This is a genomic window from Mesorhizobium sp. M4B.F.Ca.ET.203.01.1.1, assembly GCF_004791025.1.
Classification (GTDB): Bacteria; Pseudomonadota; Alphaproteobacteria; order Rhizobiales; family Rhizobiaceae; genus Mesorhizobium; species Mesorhizobium abyssinicae.
Genome location: NZ_SRUO01000010.1, coordinates 31,745 through 54,220 on the forward strand (window position 1 = coordinate 31,745; position 22,476 = coordinate 54,220).

General features: G+C 66.1%; 14 protein-coding genes and 1 pseudogene. 5 read left to right on the forward strand and 10 right to left on the reverse strand.

The features are described 5' to 3' along the window. Nucleotides 1-184: 184 nt before the first annotated feature. The 3 genes from EN846_RS21000 (at nucleotide 185) to EN846_RS21010 (ending at nucleotide 11,896) form a co-directional block, all read left to right on the forward strand. Nucleotides 185-8,779: a glucoamylase family protein gene (locus tag EN846_RS21000; RefSeq protein ID WP_135859275.1), complete on the forward strand. Its 8,595-nt coding sequence runs from the start codon at nucleotides 185-187 to the stop codon at nucleotides 8,777-8,779. Nucleotides 8,780-9,133: 354 nt separating this feature from the next. Then, on the forward strand, nucleotides 9,134-10,903 hold the full coding sequence (locus tag EN846_RS21005; protein WP_127392039.1) for a glucan ABC transporter ATP-binding protein/ permease: 1,770 nt from the start codon (nucleotides 9,134-9,136) through the stop codon (nucleotides 10,901-10,903). A 240-nt stretch (nucleotides 10,904-11,143) separates the two neighbouring features. Beyond that, the gene (locus EN846_RS21010) at nucleotides 11,144-11,896 is read left to right on the forward strand and encodes a heme ABC transporter permease (RefSeq protein WP_127286087.1); all 753 of its coding nucleotides are present in this window, start codon (nucleotides 11,144-11,146) and stop codon (nucleotides 11,894-11,896) included. Here the strand turns inward: EN846_RS21010 and EN846_RS21015 are convergent, their stop codons facing one another. Further along, on the reverse strand, nucleotides 11,897-12,955 hold the full coding sequence (locus EN846_RS21015) for a D-TA family PLP-dependent enzyme (RefSeq protein WP_127310220.1): 1,059 nt from the start codon (nucleotides 12,953-12,955) through the stop codon (nucleotides 11,897-11,899). Between the two features lie 155 nt (nucleotides 12,956-13,110). Between EN846_RS21015 and EN846_RS21020 the strand changes: the two genes are divergently transcribed. Further along, entirely contained in the window at nucleotides 13,111-13,797 is a 687-nt protein-coding gene (locus EN846_RS21020; protein WP_127287325.1) for a D-lyxose/D-mannose family sugar isomerase, read from the forward strand. A 223-nt stretch (nucleotides 13,798-14,020) separates the two neighbouring features. Here EN846_RS21020 and EN846_RS21025 read toward each other — a convergent pair whose 3' ends face one another. The 6 genes from EN846_RS21025 to EN846_RS21050 are packed head-to-tail and all read right to left on the reverse strand — an operon-like array spanning nucleotide 14,021 to nucleotide 19,974. Then, nucleotides 14,021-14,887 carry an RDD family protein gene (locus tag EN846_RS21025; protein WP_127392038.1) on the reverse strand — a complete coding sequence of 289 codons (867 nt, stop codon included), beginning with the start codon at nucleotides 14,885-14,887 and terminating at the stop codon, nucleotides 14,021-14,023. Continuing rightward, on the reverse strand, nucleotides 14,874-15,893 hold the full coding sequence (locus EN846_RS21030; RefSeq protein ID WP_128346378.1) for a stage II sporulation protein M: 1,020 nt from the start codon (nucleotides 15,891-15,893) through the stop codon (nucleotides 14,874-14,876). The genes EN846_RS21025 and EN846_RS21030 overlap by 14 nt, the downstream gene beginning before the upstream one ends. Then, nucleotides 15,890-17,194 (reverse strand): DUF58 domain-containing protein, encoded by a 1,305-nt coding sequence (locus EN846_RS21035; protein ID WP_127392036.1) that lies wholly within the window; start codon nucleotides 17,192-17,194, stop codon nucleotides 15,890-15,892. Before EN846_RS21035 ends, EN846_RS21030 begins: the two co-directional genes overlap by 4 nt. Continuing rightward, the gene (locus EN846_RS21040; RefSeq protein ID WP_127286825.1) at nucleotides 17,191-18,147 is read right to left on the reverse strand and encodes a MoxR family ATPase; all 957 of its coding nucleotides are present in this window, start codon (nucleotides 18,145-18,147) and stop codon (nucleotides 17,191-17,193) included. The genes EN846_RS21035 and EN846_RS21040 overlap by 4 nt, the downstream gene beginning before the upstream one ends. Next, nucleotides 18,134-19,345 carry a DUF4350 domain-containing protein gene (locus tag EN846_RS21045; protein WP_127392035.1) on the reverse strand — a complete coding sequence of 404 codons (1,212 nt, stop codon included), beginning with the start codon at nucleotides 19,343-19,345 and terminating at the stop codon, nucleotides 18,134-18,136. Before EN846_RS21045 ends, EN846_RS21040 begins: the two co-directional genes overlap by 14 nt. Beyond that, complete coding sequence (locus tag EN846_RS21050; RefSeq protein ID WP_127392034.1) at nucleotides 19,342-19,974, reverse strand: DUF4129 domain-containing protein; 633 nt, start codon at nucleotides 19,972-19,974, stop codon at nucleotides 19,342-19,344. The genes EN846_RS21045 and EN846_RS21050 overlap by 4 nt, the downstream gene beginning before the upstream one ends. Before the next feature lie 145 nt (nucleotides 19,975-20,119). Here EN846_RS21050 and EN846_RS21055 point away from each other — a divergent pair, with 145 nt between their 5' ends. Continuing rightward, a complete protein-coding gene (locus tag EN846_RS21055; RefSeq protein ID WP_127392033.1) occupies nucleotides 20,120-20,908 on the forward strand; it encodes a hypothetical protein in 789 nt (262 codons plus the stop codon). Nucleotides 20,909-21,032: 124 nt separating this feature from the next. Here the strand turns inward: EN846_RS21055 and EN846_RS21060 are convergent, their stop codons facing one another. The 3 genes and pseudogenes from EN846_RS21060 to EN846_RS21070 form a co-directional block, all read right to left on the reverse strand. Then, a complete protein-coding gene (locus EN846_RS21060) occupies nucleotides 21,033-21,866 on the reverse strand; it encodes a hypothetical protein (protein ID WP_128346377.1) in 834 nt (277 codons plus the stop codon). Nucleotides 21,867-21,947: 81 nt separating this feature from the next. Continuing rightward, the gene (locus tag EN846_RS21065) at nucleotides 21,948-22,157 is read right to left on the reverse strand and encodes a hypothetical protein (RefSeq protein ID WP_127394366.1); all 210 of its coding nucleotides are present in this window, start codon (nucleotides 22,155-22,157) and stop codon (nucleotides 21,948-21,950) included. 3 nt (nucleotides 22,158-22,160) lie between these two features. Continuing rightward, nucleotides 22,161-22,398 (reverse strand): annotated as a pseudogene (locus EN846_RS21070) (hypothetical protein); the annotation flags it as partial. Between the last annotated feature and the right edge of the window lie 78 nt (nucleotides 22,399-22,476).

The following is a 22,476-nucleotide window of genomic DNA, read 5'->3' on the forward strand; positions in this document are numbered from 1 at the left end:
CGATCAGATACGGGACGGGGAGCGTGGGGCGCTCGTCCACCGCGTTGCTGAGAGATGACGCCCTGGGTGGTGCGGAAAACGAACTTTCGGCCTAAGTTGACATGCAACCAATTGCATTTGAGCAGGTTTTAGGGCCATTGCCGTGGCGGGGACGCCGCACCGTGCCCGCCATACGGAATTATAAATGAACATACAGACGAATCCCGCCAAAATCGAACTCACGAGCGCCAGCTTTCCGGTCATCACCGAAGCGCCGATACGCTCCAATTTCATGCCGGAAGACCGGCTGCGTGAGCTTGGCGCGGGTCTCGCCAAGGGAGACGTCAAGGATCTGTTCGGCCTGGCGCCGTTCGAATTCCAGGGCCGCATCCGCGACAGCGCCAAGCGAATCCTCGAGGTCTACCGCTCGACCAATGCCGCGCAGGCCAAGGGCGAAACCATCACGCCGGCGGCGCAATGGCTGCTCGACAACAATTATCTGGTCGAGGAGACGATCTTTCAGGTCAAGCGCGACCTGCCGCGCCGCTTCTACCGCCAGCTGCCGACGCTGAAACTGGCGGACGGAACCAGTGTGCCGCGCGCCCTGGCGCTGGCCTGGACCTATGTCGCGCATTCCGACAGCTCCGTCTCGGCGACGATGTTCAAGGCGATCGTCGAGGGCTTCCAGTCGGTCGAGCCGCTGAAGATCGGCGAGCTCTGGGCGCTGCCGTCGCTGCTGCGCTTCGTGCTGATCGAGAATCTTCGCCGCATAGCCGTGCGCGTCAACCGCACCAGGCAGATGCGCCAGATCGCCAACGAGGTCGCCGACCGCGTGCTGGCGACCGACGACAATGCCGACCGGCAGAAGATCCTGTCGCACTACGGCACCCATGCGCAGGACACCACCTTCGCCACCCAGTTGCTCTACCGTCTGCGCGACGGTTCCCAGAATGCCGGCCGGGCGCTGGAATGGCTGGAAAGCGAGCTGGAGAAGAGCGGCTCCGATGCCGAGGAGATCATCATCTCCGAGCATCACACGCTGTCCAGCGGCAATGTCACCACCGGCAACATCATCCGCGGCCTGCGCCTCATCAACGACGTCGACTGGACTGTCTGGTTCGAGGGCGTCAGCCGCATCGATACGCTGCTGCGCGAGAAGACCGACTTCGCCGCGCTCGACTTCTTCTCGCGCGACCAGTATCGCACGGCCATCGAAGAGCTGGCGCGCCGCTCGGAGCTCTCCGAATTCCGCGTTGCCGAAAAGGCCATCGAACTTGCCGGCCATGTCGTCATCGCCGACGCCTCCGGCGCCGAGGTCCCCCAGGCCGAAGCGACCGACGTCGACGGCACGGTGCATACCGATGTCGGCTTCTTCCTTGTCGGCCCGCGTCGGCTGGAGCTGGAAAAGGCGATCGGCTACCGGCCGACCATCAGTGTCAGGGCCAAGCGCGCCTTCACCAGCACTGGCTGGCTGGGCGTCGTCGTGCCGGTCTTCGCGCTGACGGTGCTGCTGCTGGCGCTCGCCGGCAACGCCCTCGACCATCTCGGCCTGTCGCTGCCGTCCATCGTCCTGATGCTGGCCCTGTTCGCCGTGCCGGCCTCGGAAGGCGCGCTCGCCTTCTTCAACACCGTCGCGTCGCTGTTCCTGAAGCCGACGCGGCTGGTCGGCTATGACTACAAGCATGGCGTGCCAGCCGAGGCGCGCACGCTGGTCGTGGTGCCCTCGCTGATCGGCTCGCGCGACGATGTCGAGGAAAACATCCGCAACATCGAGGTGCATCACCTCGCCAATTCGGCGGGCGAAATCCATTTCGCGCTGCTTTCGGACTGGCCGGATTCGAACACCGAGATCGACGCCGCCGACATCGAGATTCTGCAATATGCGCGTGACGAGATCGCCAGGCTCAACGCTCGCTATCCCACCGACGGCGCGCCGCTCTTCTACGTCCTGCACCGGCGCCGGCTCTACAACGCCGCGCAAGGCTGCTGGATGGGCTGGGAGCGCAAGCGTGGCAAGCTGCACGAGCTGAACCTTCTGCTGCGCGGCGATAGCGACACCACCTATTTGCCGCTCGACGTGCCGCTGCCGGAAAACGTCGTCCATGTGATGACGCTGGACGCCGACACGCGCACCACCCGCGATGCCGTGGCCAGTCTGGCCGGCAAGCTCTGCCATCCGCTCAACCGCCCACATTTCGACGCCGCCAAGCGCGTCGTCACCGCCGGCTACACCATTCTGCAGCCGCGCATCACTGCTTCGCTGACCAGCGGCGACGACGCCTCCTTCTTCCAGCGCGTCTTCTCCGCCAACCGTGGCCTCGACCCCTATGTGTTCGCCGTTTCCGACGTCTACCAGGACGTCTTCGGCGATGGCTCCTTCACCGGCAAGGGCCTCTACCATGTCGATGCCTTCGAGGCGGCGCTGAAGGACCGCATCGAGGAAAACACCGTCCTCAGCCACGATCTGCTCGAAGGCGCGCTGGCGCGCTCGGCCCTGGTCACCGACGTCGAACTGGTCGAGGACTATCCGACCCGCTATTCGGTCGACGCGTCGCGCCACCATCGCTGGGCGCGGGGCGACTGGCAGCTTCTCGGCTTCATCCTCGACCCGCGCTCCGGCGTGCCGGCGCTGTCGCGCTGGAAGATGGTCGACAATCTGCGCCGCTCGCTCACCCCGATCTTCTGGGTGATGGCGGCGATCGCCGGTTGGACGCTGCTGCCCTTCACGCAGGCCGCGCAATGGCAGGCGCTCTTGATCCTCAGCCTGTTCATGGCGCCGACCTTCGACATCGTCAACGGCATCCTGCCCAAGAGCGGCGACCAGACGCCGCGCGGCCATTTCTCGGCGCTGGCGCGCGACACCATCTTCGGCACCGCCCTGGTGGCGTTGAAGGTGCTTTTGATGGCGCATCTCGCCTGGATGATGGGCGATGCCATCGTGCGCACGCTCTACCGACTGTTCGTCAGCCGGCAGAACCTGCTCGAATGGCGCACCGCTTCGCAGGCGCACAAGAGCGGCGGCAGCGACCTCGCCGCCTACTACGGCATGATGTATGGCGCGGTGATCATCGGTGTCGTTGGCCTTGCCATCCCGGTGCTTGCCGATTCCACCGGCGCCTTCGTCGCCTTCTTCTTCGCCTTGTTCTGGATCGGCTCGCCGGCGGTCGCCTGCTGGATCAGCCGCTCGGCCGAGACCGAGGACCGGCTGCGCATCTCGGCCGCCGACATCCATACGCTGCGCACCATCGCGCGCCGCACCTGGCACTATTTCGAGACCTTCGTGACGGCCGAGCATCACCATCTGCCGCCCGACAATTTCCAGGAAAGCCCGGCGCCGGTGGTGGCGCCGCGCACCTCGCCGACCAATATCGGCGTCTATCTGCTGTCGGTGGTTTCGGCGCGCGACTTCGGCTGGATCAGCCTGTCCGACGCGATCACCCGCATCGACGCGACGATGACGACCATCGAGAGCATGCCGCGCGACCGCGGCCATCTCTTCAACTGGTACGATACGACAACGCTGAAGCCGCTCTATCCGCTCTACATCTCGGCGGTCGACAGCGGCAATCTCGCAGGCCACCTGGTGGCCGTGGCGGCGGCTTGCGCCGAATGGGCGGAAGCGCCCTCCGTCCACCTGCAGGGCGATTTCGAGGGCATCCTCGACACGGTGACCATCCTCGACGAGAGCCTCGAGGAACTGCCCGACGACCGCCGGCAGCTCCGGCCGCTGCGCCAGCGGCTGGCCGACCGTCTCGACGGCATGCGCCGCGCCGTCATGACCATCAAGGCACAGCCCGAGATGGCGTCGATCCGCACCATCAACCTGGCGGTGCTGGCAGGCGAAATCCGCAAGCTCGCCGCCGCCATCCACACCGAGGCGGCGTCGCCGAAGAGCGACGTCATCGCCGACTGGGCGGCAAGGCTGGAAGCCACCTGCGAGGCGCATGTGCACGACTCGCACAATGACGAGAACGCGGTCGAGGCCTTGCGCGCCAAGCTGCTCGCGTTGCGCGAGCGCACCCGTCGCTACGCCTTCGAGATGGATTTCTCCTTCCTGATGCGGCAGGAGCGCAAGCTGCTGTCGATCGGCTACCGGGTCGAGGAGCATCAGCTCGACGAGAGCTGCTACGACCTGCTCGCCTCGGAGGCGCGGCTGACCAGCCTGTTCGCCATCGCCAAGGGCGACCTCCCGACCGAGCACTGGTTCCGGCTTGGCCGGCCGATCGTCGAGATCGGCTTCCAGGGTGCGCTGATGTCCTGGTCGGGCTCGATGTTCGAGTACCTGATGCCGCCGCTGGTGATGAAGGAGCCGCATGGCTCGATCCTCAACCAGACCAGCAAGCTGATCATCAAGCGCCAGATCCAGTACGCCCGCTCCAAGAACGTGCCGTGGGGCATTTCGGAAGCGGCCTACAACGCCCGCGACCGCGAGCTCACCTACCAGTACACCAATTTCGGCGTGCCCGGTCTCGGCCTCAAGCGCGGCCTTGGCCAGAACACGGTGATCGCGCCCTACGCGACGATCCTCGCGGCGCAATTCAGTCCGCGCGAGGCGGTGCACAATCTCGCCCGGCTGAAGGCGATCGGCGCGCTTGGCCGGCACGGCTACTACGACGCGGTCGATTTCACCCCGCAGCGTGTGCCGGAGGGCACCGACCATGCTGTGGTGCTCAACTACATGGCGCACCATTCCGGCATGTCGATCGCTGCCGTCGCCGACGCCATCTTCGAGGGCCGCCTGCGCGATCGCTTCCACAGCGATCCGGTGATCGAGTCGGCCGAACTGCTGCTGCAGGAGAAGGCGCCGCGCGACATTCCGGCCGCCACCGTCAGGACCGAGGCCGACGAGCGCGCCAAGGACGAGACCGAGACCGAGAGCCCGGACACGCGCGTCATCCTCGACCCGGCCAAGGCACTGCGCGCCACCAATGTCATGTCCAACGGCCGCTATTCGGTCATGGTCACCGCCACCGGTTCCGGCTACAGCCGCTTCGGCGAGCTTGCCGTCACCCGCTGGCAGCCGGATCCGAGCGAGGACCGCCTGGGCTCCTACATCTTCCTGCGCGATGCCGGCACCGGCGACTGGTGGTCGGCGACGTCGGAGCCGCGGCGCGCCGACCATGAGCGCGTCCAGACCCTGTTCTCCGATGACAAGGCGAGCTTCGTCAAATCGGTCGGATCGCTGCGCTCCGAGGTCGAATGCATCGTCATCTCGGAAGGCAATGGCGAGGGCCGCCGCGTCACGCTCTACAATGACGGCGCCACGGACCGGCACATCGAAGTGACCTCCTTTGCCGAGCTGGTGCTGGGCAACGAAGCCTCCGACAACGCCCATCCGGCTTTCTCGAAGATGTTCGTTGAGACCGAGATTGCGCCCAACAATGGCGCGATCTTTGCCATCCGTCGCAAGCGCGACAAGAACGACCCCGACATCGCCATGGCGCATTTCGTCACCGATCCTTCGGGGCCTTCGCGCGATGCCGAGGCCGAGACCGACCGGCGCGCCTTCATCGGCCGCGGCCGCACCATCGTCGACGCGGCAGCTTTCGATCCGGGCGCCAAGCTCGGCGGTCATTCGGGCTTCACGCTCGACCCCGTCGCCTCGCTTCGCCGCCAGGTGCGTGTGCCCGCCAACAAGAAGATCTCGCTGACCTTCTGGACCATCGTCGGCGCCAGCCGCGCGGAACTCGACGAAGCGGTTGCCCGGCTCGACCATCCGGAAAGCTTCGCCCGTCAGGCGATGCTGGCCTGGACCCGCAGCCAGGTGCAGACCCGCCATCTCGGCCTCAGCCTGACCGATGCCGCCAATGTGCAGAAGCTGGCGCGCTATCTGATCTATCCCGATCCGTTCCTGCGCCTGCCGGCGGATTCCATCGCCTCCGGGCTCGGCAAGCAGTCGAGCCTGTGGCCGACCAGCATCTCCGGCGACTTCCCGATCTTCCTGGTCCGCATCGGCGACGTCGCCGACCTGGAGATCGTCGCCCAGGCGCTGCGCTTCCAGGAATACATGCGGGCGCGCGGCATGATGATCGACTTCGTCGTCGTCAACGAGCAGGCATCGTCCTACGTGCAGGACCTGCAGCGGGCGGTCGAGACGCTGTGCGAGAACAGCCGCCTGCGCGGCAAGGAGCTCGGCCCGCGCCAGCACATCTTCGCCGTGCGCCGCGACCTGATGGACGAGGCCACCTACAAGACCCTGCTGGCGGTCGCCCGCGTCGTTCTACACACGCGTAACGGCACCATCTTCGACCAGATCGAGCGCGCCGAGGCGGCGGCACTGCAGGCGCGCGACGCCCTGCAGCAGGCCGGCGGCGTCGGAGCTGCATCGACCTTGCCGGCCATTGCGCCGCCGCCATTCGCGGCGCCAGGGCCGGCGAGCGCCAGTGCCGATGGCAGCGGCTTGAGCCTCTGGAACGGTTTTGGCGGCTTCGACGGCGACGGCCGCCACTATGTGACGCGTCTCACCGGCCGGCGTACGACGCCGCAGCCCTGGATCAACGTCATCTCCAACGCCTCGTTCGGCTTCCACGTCTCGGCCGAGGGCGCCGGCTTCACCTGGAGCCGCAACAGCCGCGACTACCAGCTGACGCCATGGTCGAACGACCCGGTCACCAATCGGCCGGGCGAGGGCATCTACATTTACGACCAGGCCAGCGGCAAGGCGTTCTCGCCGATGGCGGCGATCGTGCGCGATCCGGCCATGACCTACGAGACATGGCATGGCCAGGGCTTCTCGACGTTCCGCTCGAAACGCGGACCGCTGTCGATGGACCTGACCCAGGTGGTCGACCCGGCCGACCCGGTCAAGATCACCCGGCTGCGCATCCAGAATGCGGGGCCCGTGCCGGCCAGGCTGCGCGTCTATGCCTATGCCGAATGGGTGCTGGGCGGTCATCGCTCGCGGACGGCGGCGACCATCGTGCCGACCAGGGATGCGGCGACCGGCGCCCTCCTGGCGCAGAACCCCTATGGGCTCGACTTCAGCGAGCGGGTGGCGTTCCTCGCCGCTGCCGGCGCCGTCCAGTCGGTGACAACCGACCGCGGTGAGTTCATCGGCCGGCACGGCAGCAGCGAATATCCGCAGGCCGTGCTTGCCGGCGCTGCCCTGTCCGACCGCGTCGAGGCGGGCGACGATCCCTGCGCGGCGATTGCCAGCGACATCGACATCCCCGCCGGTGGCGACGTCACGCTCATCTGGCTGCTCGGCGACGCGGCCACGCCCGCCGAGGCGAGCGCGCTGGTTCAGGGCCATCGGGGCAAGGATTTCGACCAGCGGCTGGCCGACAACGAACGCGTCTGGCGCGGCTTCCTCGACACCATCCAGGTCGAGACGCCCGACAAGGCGCTCAACGCCATGGTCAACCACTGGCTGCCCTATCAGAGTCTGGCCTGCCGCATCCGCGCCCGATCCGCCTTCTACCAGGCGAGCGGCGCCTTCGGCTTCCGCGACCAGTTGCAGGACACGCTGGCCTTGCTGGCGCACGATCCGAAACTTGCGCGCGACCAGATCCTCAACGCGGCGCGCCGGCAATTCCCCGAAGGCGACGTACAGCACTGGTGGCTGCCGCGCACCGACGCCGGCGTGCGCACCATGATCTCGGACGACGTCGTCTGGCTCGCCCACGCCACCGCCCGCTACATCGACGTGACCGGCGATGCGGCGATCCTCAAGGAGCAGCTTCCCTTCATCGACGGGCAGCCGCTCGGCGAGGACGAGCACGATGCCTTCTTCACGCCGGAGGTCTCCAAGACCACCGCCTCGCTCTATGATCACTGCGCGCGGGCGCTGGATCTCGCCATCAAGCGCAGCAGCCCCGCCGGCCTGCCGCTGATCCTCGGCGGCGACTGGAACGACGGCATGAACCGCGTCGGCGAGGGCGGCAAGGGCGAGAGCGTGTGGCTGGGCTGGTTCCTGCTGAAGACGCTGGGCGACTTTGCCCCGGTGGCCAAGGCGCAAGGTGACGCCAAGCGGGCGCAGGCCTGGAACAAGCATGCCGACGTGCTGAAACGGGCGCTGGAGACCACAGCCTGGGACGGGCAGTGGTACCGGCGCGGCAGCTTCGACGACGGCACGCCGCTCGGCTCGCATGACTCAAAGGAATGCAAGATCGACTCCATCGCCCAGTCGTGGAGCGTGCTTTCAGGCGAGGGCGACCCGGCGCGTTCGACCACGGCCATGCACCAGGCGACCAAGATGCTGGTCGACGACGAGCTCAAGATCCTCAAGCTGTTCACACCGCCCTTCTCGAAGACCGAGAAGGACCCCGGCTACATCAAGAGCTATCCGCCCGGCGTGCGCGAGAACGGCGGCCAGTACACCCACGCGGCCACCTGGTTCGTCATCGCGCTGGCCGAGATGGGCCGCACCGACGACGCCTACCGCTGCTTCTCGATGCTGAACCCGGTCAATCACGCCTCGGACGAGGCGGCGGCCGAGCACTACAGGGTCGAGCCCTATGTCGTGGCGGCCGACATCTATGCCGGCGAAGGCAAGGGCGGTCGCGGCGGCTGGACCTGGTACACGGGTTCCGCCGGCTGGCTGTACCGCGCGGCGGTCGAGGGCATTCTCGGCATCGAGCGGCGCGGCAAGCACATCACATTCAGGCCGAAGCTGCCCGGCCACTGGGACGGCTATGCGGCGACGCTCAAGATGCTGGGCGCGGAAGTCAAGGTTCGCGTCATCCGCGACAAAAAGACCAAATCCATCTCGCTCGAAGTCAATGGAACCAAGACAAAATCCTCGTCTTTCGAGCCGAAGGCCGGCGAGGCGAGTGAGGTTGTCGTCAAGATACCTGCGTAAAATCAATGACTTGATACTAGAAGCGCGCGCCCTTGGGGGCGCGCGTTGTTTTTGCGCCGTTATTTGCGCATGCGCTTTGCCGGCATGCGGGCGGGCGCATTAGCTTCCGCTACGCAAGCTCTTGATGATTAAAAATGTGGCAGCTCCCGGCTGCTGCCATGATTTCGCCGCAAGGCTGACATTTCACCTTTTATCTCAAACCGTTAGGTGATCACGGCAGATTTCGCAGCGTCGTCATCTTTTGTTCGCAGAATGGGAACGGAAGAGCTAGACGGGCATTGTTTTGCGACCCGTTAACCGGTACGTGTCAAGAAATGGTGCACTGCACAATGAAAGTTTGGCGGAGTAGCTGAAGTGTCACTTCTGCAGATCTACTGGAGAGCCCTGGGTTATCTGGCTGCCGACAAGAAGCGCGTCGCGCTGATTTGCGCCGCCAACGTCGCCCTCGCTGCGATCGCGATCCTCGAACCGATCCTGTTGGGCCGGGTGATCGGTGCCATCTCTGAAAACGGCCCGGTGTTTTCGACGCTCGCCGTCTGGGCTGCTCTCGGCGCGTTCAACGTCATCGCTGTCGTGCTGGTGGCGCGCGGCGCCGACCGCTTCGCCCATGCCCGCCGCTCGGAGGTGCTGTGCCAGTCCTTCGAGCGCGTCATCACCATGCCGCTCGCCTGGCATCACCAGCGCGGCACGTCCAATTCCCTGCAAACGCTGTTGCGCGCCATCGAGACCCTGTTCAGCCTGTGGCTCGAATTCATGCGCGTGCATCTCTCGACGGCTATCGCGCTGGTGCTTTTGGTGCCGACCGCGCTTGCCATGGACATTCGCATGTCGCTCGTGCTGCTTGGCCTTGGCGTGCTCTATGTCGCCATCGGCCGCATCGTCATGCGCCGCACCAAGTCCGGGCAGACCGCCGTCGAGCGCCATTACCACACCGTGTTTGCCCATGTGACCGACAGCGTCAGCAATGTCGCCGTGCTGCAGAGCTACAACCGCATCGGCCATGAGACCGCGACGCTGAAGCGCTACGTCAAGGATCTGCTGGACGCCCAGAAGCCGGTGCTCGACTGGTGGGCGATCGCCAGTGCGCTGAACCGGCTGTCGTCGACCATCTCGATGATGATCGTGCTCTCGATCGGCGCCTACCTCGTCACCCGTGGTCAGCTCCGCGTCGGCGACGTCGTTGCCTTCATCGGCTTTGCAGGGATGCTGATTGCCCGCCTCGATCAGGTGTCGGCTTTCTCCAGCCAGATCTCAGAGGCGCGCGCCAAGCTCGAGGACTTCTACCGTCTCGAGGACTCTGCCGCTGACACCGCCGAGCCGGACGGCCTGCGCGAGTTGACCAACGTCACCGGCCACGTCCGCTTCGAGAATGTCGGCTTCGAGTTCGCCAATTCGGGCCAGGGCGTCGACGACGTCTCCTTCGAGGTCCAGGCCGGTCAGACGGTCGCCATCGTCGGTCCGACCGGCGCCGGCAAGACGACGCTCATCAACCTCTTGCAGCGCGTCTTCACGCCGTCCAGCGGCCGTATCCTGATCGACGGCATCGACACCCGCTCGGTGACCCGCAAGTCGCTGCGCCACTCGATCGCCACCGTGTTCCAGGATGCCGGCCTGCTCAACCGCTCGATCGAGGACAACATCCGCGTCGGCCGCGCCGAAGCGACCTACGACGAGGTGCACGCCGCCGCCAATGCCGCCGCCGCGCAGGATTTCATCCTGTCGAAGAGCAGCGGCTACGACACCGTCGTCGGCGAGCGCGGCGGCCAGCTTTCGGGCGGCGAGCGCCAGCGCATCGCCATTGCCCGCGCCGTGCTCAAGGATGCGCCGATTCTGGTGCTCGACGAGGCGACCAGTGCGCTCGACGTCGAGACCGAGGACCGCGTCAAGGAAGCGATCGACGAGCTGCGCCGCAACCGCACCACCTTCATCATCGCCCACCGCCTCACCACCGTTCGCGACGCCGACCTGGTCGTGTTCATGGACAAGGGCAGAGTGGTCGAGCAGGGAGGCTTCGCCGAGCTGTCGCTCCGCAACGGCCGCTTCGCCAGCCTGCTGCGCGCCGGCGGCCTGCTCAACGACGAGGAAGTCCGCCGCCTCAGCCGTACGGTGACGGAAGCGGCGTAACCAAGCGCCTTTCCCTTCTCCCCTTGTGGGAGAAGGTGGCCGCGAAGCGGCCGGATGAGGGGTGCTCCAGCTTGGCATAGCCTTGTTGCGAACCGCCTCATTTCTTCCAACACCCCTCATCCGTCTCGGCGCTGCGCGCCGACGCACCTTCTCCCACAACAAGGGGAGAAGGAAGAGCCTGCCCTGCCTGCGACAACCGCTCGATTGCCCAACACACGCCGCCGGTCTATTTAAAGCCGCATGAGCGACACCACTTCACGCCTGAGCGGCTGGGCCGACCTCGCCAACCCGACGCGCTTCGTCGGGCTGGCCGACAGGCTGGTGCCTTGGCTGGCCGCGGCCGCGGCGCTCCTTCTTGCCGCCGGGCTCTATATGAGCTTCACCGCGCCAGAGGATTTCCAGCAGGGCATCACGGTGCGCATCATGTACATCCACGTGCCTTTCGCCTGGCTCGCCATGATGTGCTACTCGCTGATGGCGGTTTCTGCGCTCGGCACGCTGGTCTGGCGCCATCCGCTGGCCGACGTCGCGCTGAAATCGGCGGCCCCCATCGGCGCCACCTTCACCGCGCTTGCGCTGGTCACCGGCTCGATCTGGGGCAAGCCGATGTGGGGCACCTGGTGGGTGTGGGACGCAAGGCTCACCTCGGTCTTCGTGCTGTTCTTGATGTATCTCGGCATCATCGCGCTGACCCGCGCGCTGGATGACGTCAGCCGCGCCGCCTGGGCCGCCGCCATCATCACCCTGGTCGGCTTCATCAACATCCCGATCATCAAATTCTCGGTCGACTGGTGGAACACGCTGCACCAGCCGGCCTCGGTGTTCCGCATGGGCGGCTCGACCATCGACGCCTCCATGCTGAGGCCGCTGCTGGTGATGGCGCTCGGCTTCACCGTGCTGTTCTTCGCCCTGCATTTGATGGCGATGCGCACGGAGATTTTCCGGCGCCGGGTGATCGCGATGCGCAGGGTCGCGGCGCGCCAGGCTAACTGATCAACCCATCCGTCCCCGCGCCGCCACCGGCAGCGTTTCCAGCACCTTGTCGCCGTCGATCAGATGCACCTGGTCGAACAGGTTCGTCACCACGCAGCAATGGTCCGGCACCACGCGAACGCGCTCGCCGATGCGAAGCTTTGCATCGCCGGAAAGCGTGACGTTGCCGTGTTCCTCGCTGAGGCCCGTCACCCTCGCGCCCGGCATTCCCAGCAACTCGCCGAAATCGGCCAGCCCCAGCGTGTCGCTGGACAGCGCCTTGCTGCCGCTATCGAGGATGGCGCGGGTCGGCGTCGGGTGGCTGACCACGGTGGCGAGCACCGTCAGCGCGCAATCGTCGAGGCTGCCGACGCCTTTGGCGACCTGGTAGCGGTCCAGGTAAATGTAGGTGCCAGGCCGGTATTCGGTGACGACGCTATCGTCGCCCGAGCGCCACATGTCCGGCGTGCCGCCGCTGGAGATGCGCTGGCACTCGAGCCCCGCCGCGGCAAGGGCCTGCTTGGCCCCTGCCAGCCATGCCTCCGCCTCCGCCTGTTTGCCGGCAGCCGGATAGGTCATCAGCCCGCCGAAGGTCAGTCCCTTGGCGCTGTCGATCGCCTTCGCCAGCGCCAAGGCTTCGGCCGCCGTCTGGACGCCGCAGCGGCCCATGCCGGTATCGCACTCAACCAGCACCTGAAGCGGGTGACCGGCATCGGCAAAGGTCGCGGCAAGACCTTCCAGCGTCTCCTTGCTGTCCGCCGTCACCGAAAGCGTCACCCGGCCATGCAGCGCCTTCAGCCGCTCCAGCTTGGTGCGCCCGAGAATGTTGTAGGGGAGAAAAATGTCGGTCAGGCCGGCATCGGCCATCACCTCGGCCTCGCCGATCTTCTGGCAGGTGATGCCGACCGCCCCGGCCGCCACCTGCTTCTTCGCCCAATAGGGCAGCTTGTGGGTCTTGATGTGCGGCCTGAGCTTCAGGCCATGACGATCGGCATGCGCCTGCGCCTTCCTGATGTTGGCTTCGGCGCGTGCGGCGTCGATCAGGATCGCCGGCGTATCGAGGTCGTCTATGCTTGGCATGAGATTGTCACCACCACAAAAACCGGTCGCGTTATGGCCCCGATCCGGCCGGATGTCACGAGGCCAGAGCCGTCGGTTTGCGTCGACAGCCGACCGGCATTGAGCTATTCGGATTGGCAGATTGCAGCAGTCAGCGGCCGGAAGGAAGGGAACCCATGAAGCGCTCCAAAATCAACGACATCATCCGCGAAGCCGACGCCTTCATCCGCTCCTTCGGTTATATCATGCCGCCCTTCGCCTATTGGTCGCCGGAAGAGATGAAGGCGCATAAGGGAGACTCTTCGGCGATCTTCACCTCGCGCCTCGGCTGGGACATCACCGACTACGGCCAGGAGAAGTTCGACGAGCTCGGTCTGTTCCTGTTTACCGTCCGCAACGGCCGCTACGAGGACATGAAGCTTGGCATGGGCATGCTCTATGCCGAGAAGATCATGATCTCGCGCAAGGACCAGCTCTCGCCGATGCACCGCCACAACATCAAGGCCGAGGACATCATCAACCGCGGCGGCGGCAAGCTGGTGCTGGAACTGTTCATGCACGACCGCGACGGCGGCATCGATCCCAAGGCCGAAGTGTCGGTGCCGGTCGACGGCACCATCCACAGACTGCCGGCGGGCGGGCTGTTGAAGCTCGATCCGGGCCAGAGCGTCACGCTTTTGCCCGGCGTCTGGCACGCCTTCTGGGCCGAGGGCAAGGACGTGCTGATCGGCGAGGTCTCGACCGTCAACGACGATCTGACGGACAATGTCTTCCGCGAGCCGATCGGCCGCTTCTCCAACATCGACGAGGACGTCGTGCCGCTGCACCTCCTGGTGTCGGACTACGAGAAGTGGGTGGGGTAAGAAATCAGCCCAGCGAGCCAGGTTTCGGTTCAAAAGTATTGTGAGTCGGCGCTGCCCCTCATTGCCCTGCCGGGCATTTCTCCCCGTATAGTGACGGGGAGAAAGGACTTGTCGCGTGGGGTTTCGCCAACCGCAGGCGCGGCTATGGCCTTCTCCCCGTTTACGGGGAGAAGGTGCCCGAAGGGCGGATGAGGGGCGGCGCGCCAGGTTCCAGTATCTGCCGCTACCGCGCATGCTTGTCCGCCTTGCGGTTGCCGAGCAGCAGTTTGCGCTCGAGATGCGCCCTGAGCTCGCCGTAGTAGGCCGTGAGGAACGCCCTGGAATCCGGCGCTTCGATCGTCACGCCGATCTTCTTCCCGATCATTTCGGCCACTGTCTTCAGCGCGAAATAGTCGTCGCGGCGTAGCACTTCTTCCAGCTTGTGCAGTTCGGCGATGCCGTAGGCATCGAGTTGGGCCGAGCTGAAACGGAAACGGGCGGCGACCGGGTCCTGCCTGCGCGACAGGTCTTCGACCAGCTTCAGCTTCGGCGCTTCGACCACCCAGGTTCCGGCGAGCAGGTCGCCGATGCGCAGGCGGTCGCGGTTGAACAGCGGGAAGAGCGCGAAGAGCAGCGCCCACGCCAGCCCGAAAATGGTCGTCAGCGTGTCGGCGACGCCGGCGCCGCCGCGCCCGGCGATGATCGACAGCGGCAGGAAGATCTCGATCTCGCGCATCAGATTGCGCGCGATGACCTGATCGACCGACAGGCCGGCGCCGCTGCGCGAGGCGACGCGGATGCCGACGATGCGCTTGCCTGGCGTCGCGGCGCGGCGGCCGGCTTCGAAGGCGATGAAATAGGCGTTGCGCAGCAGGAAGATCAGGATGATCCAGACGACGAACAGCGGCTGCAGCCCGCCGAAGCCGATGCCGCGCAGCCCGAACAGGGCGACGATCGTGATGACGATCGCAGCAGTGGTGATGATCACCACATCGAGCACGAAGGCCGCGGCCCGCGTGCCGGCATCGGCAAGCCTGATGCGCAGATCGACGCCTTCCGGTGTGATCAGCGGCCGCGTCGGCGCGAGGGTGGCGCGTCTAACCGTCGCCATGCCGCACAATCCTCAACAGATAGAAATAGGCGCACCATAGCGCCAGCATGCCGCCGCCGATGGCATAGCGGGCGCCGTCGCCGGTGATGGTCTGCCGGCCGATGCCTTCGAGCAGGCCGGCGAACAGAAGCATCACCACGACGCCGACCATGGCGGTCGCCGCGATGCGCCCGGCCTGCGCCGCCGCCGCCATGCGGGTCAGTTCGCCGGGGAAGGCGATGCGCGTGCCGATGCGCATGCCGGCCGCACCGGCAAGCGCGATGGCGAACAGCTCGGTCGTGCCGTGGATGGACAGCCAGCCGCCGAGCTCGAAGCCGAGCCCCTTGGCGGCGTAGATCTGGAATATCGCGCCGAGCATGCAGCCATTCATCAGGATGATCAGCACGCTTGGCACGGCAAAGGCAAAGCCGAGCGCGAAGGCAAGGATCGCCACCTGGGTGTTGTGGGTGAAGAGATAGGCGGCGAAGCTCGACAGGAACTGGTTGTCGGCGCCGTCATAGAGCACGCTGCGCAGCATCGCGGCCGACGAATCCGGATTGCGGCCGCCGGCAAGGCTGGGCGCGATGATGGCGGCGTACCAGCCCTTGTTGGAAGCCACCAGCCAGTAGCCCGCGCCCGCGCCGACCGCCGTCAAGCCGACAGTGACCAGGGTTTCGCGCCACAGTGCGCGTATGGCGTTCGGCCAGTCGTGAAGGAAGAAATCGCCGATGCGCTGCCGCAAGCCGCGCCGGGCGCCATAGAGGTAGAAATAGCCGCGCAGGCAAAGTGCTTCGAGATACGCGACAAGCGCATGGTCGAGCGAGGTCGCCCTGGCCACCGACAGTGACGACAGCGCCGAGCGATAGAGTAGCGGCAGCGACAGCAGTTCCTCTTCCGAAAGCGTGCGCGGCGCCCGCTTCTCGACCCGGGCCAGCAGCGCCTCGAATGCCTTCCAGTCGGCCTCGCGTTCCTGGCGGAAGCTGGCCAGCGTCTGGCGCACCGCATCGGTGCCGGCCGGGTTCGTCACAGCAGATTCTCCTGCTTGAGCTCGAGATAGCGCTCGACCAGCGCCGGGCCGAGCCGCTGGTGGTCGGCCTCGATCACATGCGCGCCGAGCAGCCTCAGCCGGCCGATCACGACCTGCCGTTCCCGCAGCAGGCCGCCGGCGGTGACGGCGCGCGCCACATCCTCCGGCGTCGCGGGCGGCATGTCGGCGAGGCTCTCCAGTTCGACATCCTTCATCATCATGAACAGCACCAGATGCCGCTCGGTCAGCCGGCCGACGGTGCGCAGCATCAGCTCGGCGCTGATCGGATCGACGAAATCGGTGAAGATGATGACCAGCGAGCGCCGGTCGAGCTTGCCCGAAAGCGTCGTCAGCGCCAGCGTGAAATTGGTTTCCTCGCTGGAATAGTCGATTTCGGCCGCCCGCTTCTGGATCATCGGGAAGCTGGCCGAGCCGCGCACCGCGCCGCTGGAGATGCGCGGCCTGGCATCGAAGGAGAACAGGCTGACGAGATCGCCGCCTTTCAGCGCGATGAAGGCCGATAGCAGCGCCGCCGTCACCGCGCGGTCGACCTTGGGCACGCCGTCGACCGGCTCGCACATCAGGCGTCCGCTGTCGATGGCGAGCACGATGCTGTTGTTCTCCTCGATCCGGAATTCGCGGGCCAGGAGCTTGCCGTGGCGGGCGCTGCGCTTCCAGTCGATCATCCGCCGGCCCATGCCGGGCTGGTAGTCCTTCAGCGCCTCGAATTCGCGGCCCTGGCCAGCCCGCTTTTGGGCATGGCCGTCAGCCTGCGCCGAGCGTTGCAAAAGCGTGATCGCTTCGTCGCGGGCGCGGCTGACGTCGGGCAGCACAGCGACCTTCTCGTCCATCGGCAGCACGACCTGGTTCCAGACCAGCCCGAACGGCCCGCGCCAGCGCAGCCACAGGCGGTCGAAATTGGCCATGCCGCGCCTCAGCGCCGTGAATTCGAGGTCGAGCGTTCCGCCATTCGCCGGCAGCGCGCCGCCGGTGCCATGGATCGGCTCCAGCCGCTGGTCATGGCCCACGCGCGCCTGCAGCATGCGCGCCTGCTTGCCGAGACCGGCAGCGACGCGGACGGCGAAACGCCCGCCGACGCCGACCTGCGGCGGCGCGTCGAGGCTGGCGCTGAGCGAGGCGCGCCCGCGTCCGGCGGCCGCGTCCACCGCCAGGAAGGCAAGCAGCAGGCAGATCCAGAGCAGGCCGATATACCAGAAGGACGGCAGCGCGAGCGCGATCAGGAAGGCGGGAATCGCGCCCGCCGCCGCTGCCCAGACCGCTCTACCGCTCGGATAGATCAACGCGGCGCTTCCGTCTGGTCGACGAGGTCGGACACGATCTGCTCCACCAGCCGCCCGTCGATCTGCGCGGCCGGCGAGAGGATGACGCGGTGGCGCAGCGCCGGCACGGCGAGCGCCTTGACGTCGTCGGGGATCACATAGGAACGGCCGTCGAGCGTCGCCCGCGCCCGGGCCGCCCGCGCCAGCATGGCGCCAGCGCGGGGGCTGGCGCCAACCTCCAGGTCGGGGCTCTCGCGCGTGGCGCGCACGAGCGCCGCGATATAGTTGACGACATCGTCGACGAGGGTGACGGAGCCGACGGTGTCGAGCGCCTTTTCCAGCGTCTTGCGGTCGGTCTGCGCCTTGATGCCGTATTGCGCGATGTCGTGCGAGGCGGAGCCGCCGCCGTGATGGACGATGATGGCGCGCTCCTCCTGCAGGTCCGGATAGCTCACTCGGTGCTTGAACAGGAAGCGGTCGAGCTGCGCCTCGGGCAGGGGGTAGACGCCCTGATGCTCGATCGGGTTCTGCGTCGCCACCACCATGAAGTTGCGGCCGAGCGAGTGCGTGGTGCCGTCGAAGGTGACGGCATGCTCCTGCATGGCTTCCAACAGGGCGGCCTGCGTCTTCGGCGGCGTGCGGTTGATCTCGTCGGCAAGCAGCAGGTCGCAGAAGATCGGGCCGCGCGTCAGCGTGAACTGGCCGGTCTGGAAATTGTAGATGTTGGAGCCGACGATATCGCCGGGCATCAGGTCCGGCGTGAACTGGATGCGTCCATAGGCGACGCCGAGCGCCTGCGCGAAGCAGCGCGCTGTCATGGTCTTGGCGGTCCCCGGCGGCCCTTCGAGCAAAATATGCCCGCCGGCGAACAGCGCGGTCAGCATCAGGTCGACCGTGTCGCGCTGGCCGGTGATCGCTTTCGCCACTTCTTCCCTGATCGCTGTCGCCAGGGCCTTCACATCATCGACGTTCACCGAGCCTCCTTGCCGTCCAGTCGTGCAGCCGCTCGGCTGCCTCATGCATGTCCGCCAGCGAGCTGGCATTGTCCGCGGCCTTGAGCCGCGTCGTGAACCCCTGGGCCTCGCCCTTGTCGCGGGAATCGAGCCAGCGGTCGAGCGCCTCGCCCTGCAGCCCGTGCGGCGCGCCGAGCAACGCGCCGGCGCGCTGCCGCATCAGCGCGCCATAGCGGTCGCCCAACTCGTTCAGCCGTCCGGCGCGCTTGAACAGCATCGCCGTAGTGTCGACCAGCGCCCGCTTGCCGAAGGCTATCGCCCGGCCCTCGGCGCGCGGCGGGCCGAAACGGCCAAGCCCGTGCAGGAAGGCCAGCGCAGCGGCGGCCAGGATCGACAGCGTCAGCGCCAGGAAGGGCGGTTCGACCAAAAGCTTGGCGAGATCGTATTTGCGCCCGGCGCCATGCAGCGTGAGGTCGAACATCACGGCGCCCTTGCCAGGCTCAAGCATGGCGATCAGATCGAGCGCCGCCCTGGCCCTGTCTGGATCCTTGAGCGCTGCGTTGTTGATGAGGTCCGGATCGGTCAGGATGTAGAATGGCTTGTCGTCGAGTTCGGTGAGAACGCCCTTGCCGTTGCCGGCCGAGATCAGCGGATGATCGTCGGCCACCCATTGCATGTCTTCCGGCGCGGCAACGAGATGGCCGTTGATGTCGAGTTGCTCGACCGTGCTCTTTCCTTCGCCAAGCTTTGCCTTGCCGATCCGGCCCAGCCATTGATTCACGGCCGTAGCGGGCAGCCGCTCGATCTTGATATCCCAGCCTTCATGCTGCTCGAGCGGCGTGGTCTGCCATTTGGGCAGCACGAACAGCGTGGCCTTGTCTTCGCGGAGCTTGACGATGCGGTCGAGCGCGGCTGGGTCGCTGTCGGGCGAAATGGTGACGATCAGCAGGAAGCCAGACATCAGGCCGGTGCTGAGGTCCTCCTCGCTGCGCGCCATCGGCGAAGGAGTCCCGGTCAGCTTGAGCCATTCCACCAGCCCCGCATAGCCGGAGCCGCCCTTGGACAGCGGCGTCGCGCCGCCGCCGGGTTGGCGAAAATCCGGCGCATAGGTCGATAGCAGAAAGAACCCCGCGGCGGCGAACAGGCTGGCGAAAATGCCCCAGAACAGCGTTCTGCGGCTGAACGGTTCCTGTACCGTCTCGGCCGCCGGCGCGCTCATGCCCAGGCATCCCGGAAGGCGAACCGCTCATAGGCGCCGCGCGCTTGCTGCCAGCCTTCGGCGCCGACCGGCCGGCGGGCGAACAGCGCCGCCTCGACGATGCGTGCGATCTCGCTGAACGCGCCGCGTGGCCGCGCCGGCAGGGAAGGAGCATTGGCGATGTCGCGCGCCGTCAGCGAGGGACGCAGGAAGTCGGGCAGGCGCCCGGCTATGTCGGCGACGCTGCGACGAAGCAGGAGATGGACCGCCTCGTCATAGTCGCCGCGCGCCGCGAGCGCGTCGGCTTCCGACAGCAGGATCTGCGCCATCGCGGCATCGGGGCGCCATTCCTCCTGCGCCTCGGCTTCGCCCCGCGCGCGTCGCCACGGCAGGCGCCAGGCGATGCCTTTCATTTCGAGGGCGATCAGGAACAGGATGATCACGGCGCCCGATATGACCGCGCCCCAGAACAGGTAGATCATATAGGGGCCGAGCTGTGACAGGAAATCCAGCAGCGGCTTCAGCCAGGCCGGCGGTTCGGGCTGCGCGAAGGCCGGCAGGTCGAACTGTATGGACGTGTCGGCCAGCAGCTGCTTGTGCACTTTCGCCAGCCATTCGGCGTCCACTGTGCCCGGCTGTGCAACTGCCACCCGCTCGCTCCCCCGTAAACCCGCCGCGCCGACACTGGCAACGCGACACAACAATTGCAAGTAGGCTAGACGCTAAGTGTTAATCTTGTCACATTTACTGTCATGCGAACCAGCCATTATGCGGCTGTGGTTAAGGGGGCAGACTATGACTTCGACGACACTGGCACGGCCAGAGAAATTCCAGATCGGCAAGGTACTCAACAACAGCTTTGCCGTCATCAATCGCAATATCGGTCTTTGCCTGGGGCTTGCCGCGCTGTTCTCGGGGCTGCCGACATTCGTTTTCCAGTTCTGGAACGAGGTGCGAATGGGCGGCCTGGCGGCTGGCGATCCGGCGGCGCTGGCTATGGCCGATCCCGCCACCATGTTCCGCGATTCGATGCTGACCCTGGTCTTCGCGATGCTCTATTTCATCCTGTCGCTGCTGCTGCAGTCGGCGCTGGTCAGGGCAACGATCGACGACATGAACGGCAAGAAGCCGACTTTCGGGGATTGCATCCAGATCGCGCTCCGCTGCCTGCTGCCGACCATCGGCATCGGATTGATGGTTGCCCTCGGCGCCGGCCTCGCCTCGATAGCGCTGCTGGTGCCTGGCATCATCCTGTGGCTTGGCTGGTCGGTGGCGGTGCCCGCCCTGGTGCAGGAGAGGCTCGGCGTCTTCGGCTCCATGTCGCGCAGCCGTGCGCTCACCAAGGGCAGCCGCTGGGCGCTGTTCGGCCTCTTCCTGATCCTCATCCTGATCGCCTTTGGCATCCAGATGGTGCTCGGCACGGTCGTGCTGCTCTTTGGCGGATATATCGCCATTGTCCTCGGCGCTGTGGTCTCGGCGTTCATGTCGACGCTGATGTCGATTGCCTCCGCGGTCACCTATGTCGAGTTGCGCCAGGTCAAGGAAGGCACCAGCGTAGAGGATCTGGCGGAAATCTTTTCCTGACGGAGAAGATCGCCGCCTTCACCACATGATGGAGGCGGCGTCGTCGGAGACCTTGCCGGCGCCGCCATCGGCGAGCGCCTCAGGCCGCCCGCTCGGCAGCACCGCCGTGATGCAAGCAGCCTTCTCACGGTTCCAGGGCCTTGAGCGCCGCCGGAACCGGATAGCGGTTGCCGTCATAGCGGAGCCGGTAGGTTCGTTTCACAGGCTTGCCGGGGTGCGACAGGCATTCGCCCTGCGTGTCGAGGTCGGGCTCGTCGGTATCCCTCCGCTCGACCACGCTGATGTCGCGATAACCGTGGTGGCTCGCCGATCGCATCGACAGGCCGGCCTTGCTGGAATGAAAGGATCCGGCGCAATTGGCGTCGCCTTCGCCGCCATAGCTGTCGACGACGAGGCCGTCGAGCACCAGGCGCAGCCCATCGCGGGTGAGGGCATAGAGCCTGAGGTCGGTTTCACGGAAGGGATTGGGCCGAGAATCGCTTGCCATTTCGATGCGCAGGCCGAAGGCGCTTACATCGGGCGCCAGCCTGTAGCGGCCGGTATCGAACTCGATCTTGCGGATGTAGATGGCATCATCATTCATCAGCCCGGGCTGGAGCAGGCGCTGGCGCACCCGCAGGCTGTTCATGTCGAGGACGAGAATCTCGATATCGCCGACATGCTGGCCGTCGCCGGACTTGGCGCTGTCGATCAGTGGCACAGCGACCAGCAGCAGGTCGTCATGGGCGGGCCAGACCTTGCAGACCAGGCCGAATGAATTGTCACCTTCCCGCAGCGTCAGGGAGATGCTGGTATGGGGTTCCAGCGTGAACGATCTTTCGTCGGCGCTCTTCTGCGCATTGGGATAGGCCAGTTGCACCAGCGCGGCGGCATCGCCGCAATCGTCCGCCGCGGCCCGGGCGGGCGACTGGCCGGCGGCGGCGAGGCCGAGGAAGAGACTACTTAGCACCAATCGCATGGGGTTCTCACGTCGCGGGGCCGGGTTGGATCAGGACTTGTGTACGCGAGATTGGTGACGGCGCACAGGGGCGGGCCATCCTCAATGGCAGCAGTCGTGCCCTGAATGCACGCTTGTCCTGCACAGGCAGGACGAGGTGATCGGCACGTCGGTCTTTGCCAACGCCGTGGCGAGCCTGGCCTGGAACCCAGGCAACTGGTCGGTCTCGCCGCGCCGCCCCAAGCATTCGACCAGCCCGTGCAGCGCCCAGACATTGTCCGGGATGCTGGGCGCGGCGCTGAACTGTGCCACTCAGGCCTCGGCCTCGCCATGCTCCTTCCAGGTCAGGTTGTAGAAAGGCCCCGCGGCATAGGCGATGCCCCAGTGCACGAAGGCGCAATCGGGATCAGTCCGCAGCGCCTTCGCGAAGCATTTTATGCCTTCCGTGGTTGAAGCCGTAGCACCAGTTCAGCCCGATATCGAACCAGCGCTGCGTCTCTGCCGAGGATGTGGAAATTGGGCGGCGGTAGGTGCCGAGGTCGAAGTGATCCATGCCTGACTGCTTCCGCGCTTGCCGGTCTGAGGCCGCATGCAATCTGTGCTGAATGGGCGCATATGGCAACGGCCGGCG